This window comes from Chromatium okenii (assembly GCF_016583745.1).
GTDB lineage: Bacteria > Pseudomonadota > Gammaproteobacteria > Chromatiales > Chromatiaceae > Chromatium > Chromatium okenii.
This window is the reverse complement of sequence record NZ_NRRQ01000056.1, coordinates 5014-9033: the sequence shown is the minus strand read 5'-3', so window position 1 is coordinate 9033 and position 4020 is coordinate 5014. Positions and strand designations below refer to the sequence as shown.

The 4020-nt window shown below is 43.1% G+C and carries 1 protein-coding gene and 2 CRISPR repeat arrays; the gene reads right to left on the bottom strand.

Annotated elements, in window-relative coordinates:
• Positions 1–103: 103 nt before the first annotated feature.
• A complete protein-coding gene (locus CKO12_RS13515; protein ID WP_200155252.1) occupies positions 104–463 on the bottom strand; it encodes a hypothetical protein in 360 nt (119 codons plus the stop codon).
• Between the two features lie 70 nt (positions 464–533).
• Positions 534–1158: a CRISPR direct-repeat array (repeat unit 37 nt; unit sequence GTTTCAATCCTTGTTGTATTGGATTTAGCGTTGCAAC).
• A gap of 203 nt (positions 1159–1361) precedes the next feature.
• Positions 1362–4003: a CRISPR direct-repeat array (repeat unit 37 nt; unit sequence GTTTCAATCCTTGTTGTATTGGATTTAGCGTTGCAAC).
• Positions 4004–4020 lie beyond the last annotated feature (17 nt).

Below are 4020 nucleotides of genomic sequence, written 5' to 3'. Positions count from 1 at the left end.
GCGGCTTCACTATAAGTAAGATTAAGCTTTTCTTTTAGTTCTAATGCTCGACGACGAAAATCAATAGAATAAGTCATGTGTTTTTACCACCTTAGTTTATAACTCATTTTATGTTGGATCGACTATAACTGTCGCCATCTGTCCATAATAAATTGACAAGATTGATTCCTTTTACAGCAGCATGATGTTTTCCAGACCAATGGTGATAAACTAAATCCATTTTATTAGCATATAATTTATTGAGCGTGGAATCATCAATAACTAGCGCCCCGCTATTTTTTACAATTTCAGGTGCAACTTCTTCCCATAGTGCTTTGAAGTCTGGCTCTAGTCGCGTTAATAAGCGTGTAAAAGAATCATGTGCAGGTGGTGAATTAAGTTTTGGCGACACCTTTGCAGCCTCCGTGCAGCTATATGTTCGCGGAGTAGCGATTAAAAACTGAATGTAATCTTCTCTGTACATTTTGCAGCGTTCATCGTTGTATCCTAAAGCTATTTTTGGTCAACTGCGTAACTCCTAGCCCTCTAAAAAAGTTTCAATCCTTGTTGTATTGGATTTAGCGTTGCAACCGCGTTAAACCACGCGGGATTGATTTTTTCGTTGAGGTTTCAATCCTTGTTGTATTGGATTTAGCGTTGCAACCGCGTTAAACCACGCGGGATTGATTTTTTCGTTGAGGTTTCAATCCTTGTTGTATTGGATTTAGCGTTGCAACCCGCTTTGGATTTCACTGCGCCGTCTGCGAGTTGGATGTTTCAATCCTTGTTGTATTGGATTTAGCGTTGCAACCCTCATTGTAGGAAAACCGACAATGGCGTAAGATGTGCGTTTCAATCCTTGTTGTATTGGATTTAGCGTTGCAACTTGCATTACACGTCAATTAAAGCACCCAGACTGTAGTGTTTCAATCCTTGTTGTATTGGATTTAGCGTTGCAACCTTTTCAAAGAACCGCGCATTGATATTGCAGCATTTAGTTTCAATCCTTGTTGTATTGGATTTAGCGTTGCAACGTGACCGGCGCTGCCGCGTCATAGATGCGCTGTGGTTTCAATCCTTGTTGTATTGGATTTAGCGTTGCAACCCGCTTTGGATTTCACTGCGCCGTCTGCGAGTTGGATGTTTCAATCCTTGTTGTATTGGATTTAGCGTTGCAACCCTCATTGTAGGAAAACCGACAATGGCGTAAGATGTGCGTTTCAATCCTTGTTGTATAGTCGATCCACCACAAAATGATTGTCAAAATCGGCGCAGCACCTTCAATCCTACTGTTGTGCCGCAATCAATTTATTCTGGCTTGGCTATATTGGATTTAGCGTTGCAACTTGCATTACACGTCAATTAAAGCACCCAGACTGTAGTGTTTCAATCCTTGTTGTATTGGATTTAGCGTTGCAACCTTTTCAAAAAACCGCGCATTGATATTGCAGCATTTAGTTTCAATCCTTGTTGTATTGGATTTAGCGTTGCAACGCATTGGACGCGCTAGAAAGTGCGATTGATTATCTGTTTCAATCCTTGTTGTATTGGATTTAGCGTTGCAACACCGACAACAACACACAACACGAGATCGCAGACATGAGTTTCAATCCTTGTTGTATTGGATTTAGCGTTGCAACGCGGATAATACAGAATGCAGTAAGTTATTGATTTAGTTTCAATCCTTGTTGTATTAAATTTAGCGTTGCAACGATCTGAACTTACCGCCCCGTTATACCGCGAAAGCCGTTTCAATCCTTGTTGTATTGGATTTAGCGTTGCAACTTCATCTTTTTTTGTATGGGACTGATAATAGCGGGTTTCAATCCTTGTTGTATTGGATTTAGCGTTGCAACAACGTGTCACGGCGCTGGCGAATATCCGCAATTCAAGTTTCAATCCTTGTTGTATTGGATTTAGCGTTGCAACATGGTCAGGTAGGAAAACGGGCATTATTGCCCACAAAGTTTCAATCCTTGTTGTATTGGATTTAGCGTTGCAACAGCGGCTGCAATCGCTGGGAATGGATCGTGAATCCCGTTTCAATCCTTGTTGTATTGGATTTAGCGTTGCAACAGCCGCACCCGTTGCATCTCAACAAGATCGCTTATTGGTTTCAATCCTTGTTGTATTGGATTTAGCGTTGCAACCACAACTGACAACGCCATTGACACTCAATTGTTGACGTTTCAATCCTTGTTGTATTGGATTTAGCGTTGCAACAAGGGATTGGATCGCTCCAGAATGGCGACGTGGATGTTTCAATCCTTGTTGTATTGGATTTAGCGTTGCAACAAGCCTTGCTACAGTTGGGTTTCAATCCTTGTTGTATTGGATTTAGCGTTGCAACAAGCGGTATAAGTTATTGAATTTGCTAGGTTTTAGTTTCAATCCTTGTTGTATTGGATTTAGCGTTGCAACGTGGCATAACGCATAACGTGAAGCCGATATACGGCGAGTTTCAATCCTTGTTGTATTGGATTTAGCGTTGCAACCTAATGACGGACACGGCTTGCGCCGGACGGCAAACGAGTTTCAATCCTTGTTGTATTGGATTTAGCGTTGCAACAGTGAACACCTTCCGGTCGGTGCGTTCGCAATTGAATTGTTTCAATCCTTGTTGTATTGGATTTAGCGTTGCAACCATTGTCGTTTATCCGCGTTAGTGTTGACCGTGTGCGTTTCAATCCTTGTTGTATTGGATTTAGCGTTGCAACTAGAAAGCTGGCGCGTAGCTTCACTAGAATCACATGTTTCAATCCTTGTTGTATTGGATTTAGCGTTGCAACGAGGTATTGCGCAATAGCGGCATTGATGACGTGATTAGTTTCAATCCTTGTTGTATTGGATTTAGCGTTGCAACCGCGTACGCGCCTGCGCACATTTAGACCCAATGGGTCGTTTCAATCCTTGTTGTATTGGATTTAGCGTTGCAACCACGAGTCTGGGATCATCGACCGCTTGCGCCGTCGTTTCAATCCTTGTTGTATTGGATTTAGCGTTGCAACACTTAATGGAGAACTGTCCTCACTGTTACAATTTGGTTTCAATCCTTGTTGTATTGGATTTAGCGTTGCAACAGCGACGGAGATAGCGCCTTGCTCACTTTCGACTGGTTTCAATCCTTGTTGTATTGGATTTAGCGTTGCAACCCGTATCTCGTTTAGTTGTTAGCGTGTTGTTAGTGCGTTTCAATCCTTGTTGTATTGGATTTAGCGTTGCAACAATACGGCGCTTGACACTCAATTGTTGACTAACATGTTTCAATCCTTGTTGTATTGGATTTAGCGTTGCAACTCCGCACCACCACGTCCGCACCGCAAAAAACCTAGGTTTCAATCCTTGTTGTATTGGATTTAGCGTTGCAACGCGGCTTGCGTCCGTGCGTGGTGTGGATTATCTGGTTTCAATCCTTGTTGTATTGGATTTAGCGTTGCAACCATTGGCTCACTCGTGCGGATGCGCGAGAATTATTAAGTTTCAATCCTTGTTGTATTGGATTTAGCGTTGCAACCCGTTTTTCGAGATACGCCCGCACTCCGCCCGGCGTCGTTTCAATCCTTGTTGTATTGGATTTAGCGTTGCAACGCGGGCATTGCAGTGGATTAGAGATTGACGGAGAATTAGTTTCAATCCTTGTTGTATTGGATTTAGCGTTGCAACCCACTTCACCTATTGGAATTAGTTGGCGCTCGTGGTTTCAATCCTTGTTGTATTGGATTTAGCGTTGCAACGAATTTGCCATCGCGTCCGTGAATGCGCGTGACTGGTTTCAATCCTTGTTGTATTGGATTTAGCGTTGCAACCACCGCCGAGCGCACCTTGCGCCTTGTGGTGCGCGTGTTTCAATCCTTGTTGTATTGGATTTAGCGTTGCAACGCGGTTCTCGGCGGCATAGGTTTTGATCGCGGCATGGTTTCAATCCTTGTTGTATTGGATTTAGCGTTGCAACCAGCTTTCTATAGTCGCGTAGGATATTAGCGCCCGGTTTCAATCCTTGTTGTATTGGATTTAGCGTTGCAACCAGCGTCAAGCCGTTTT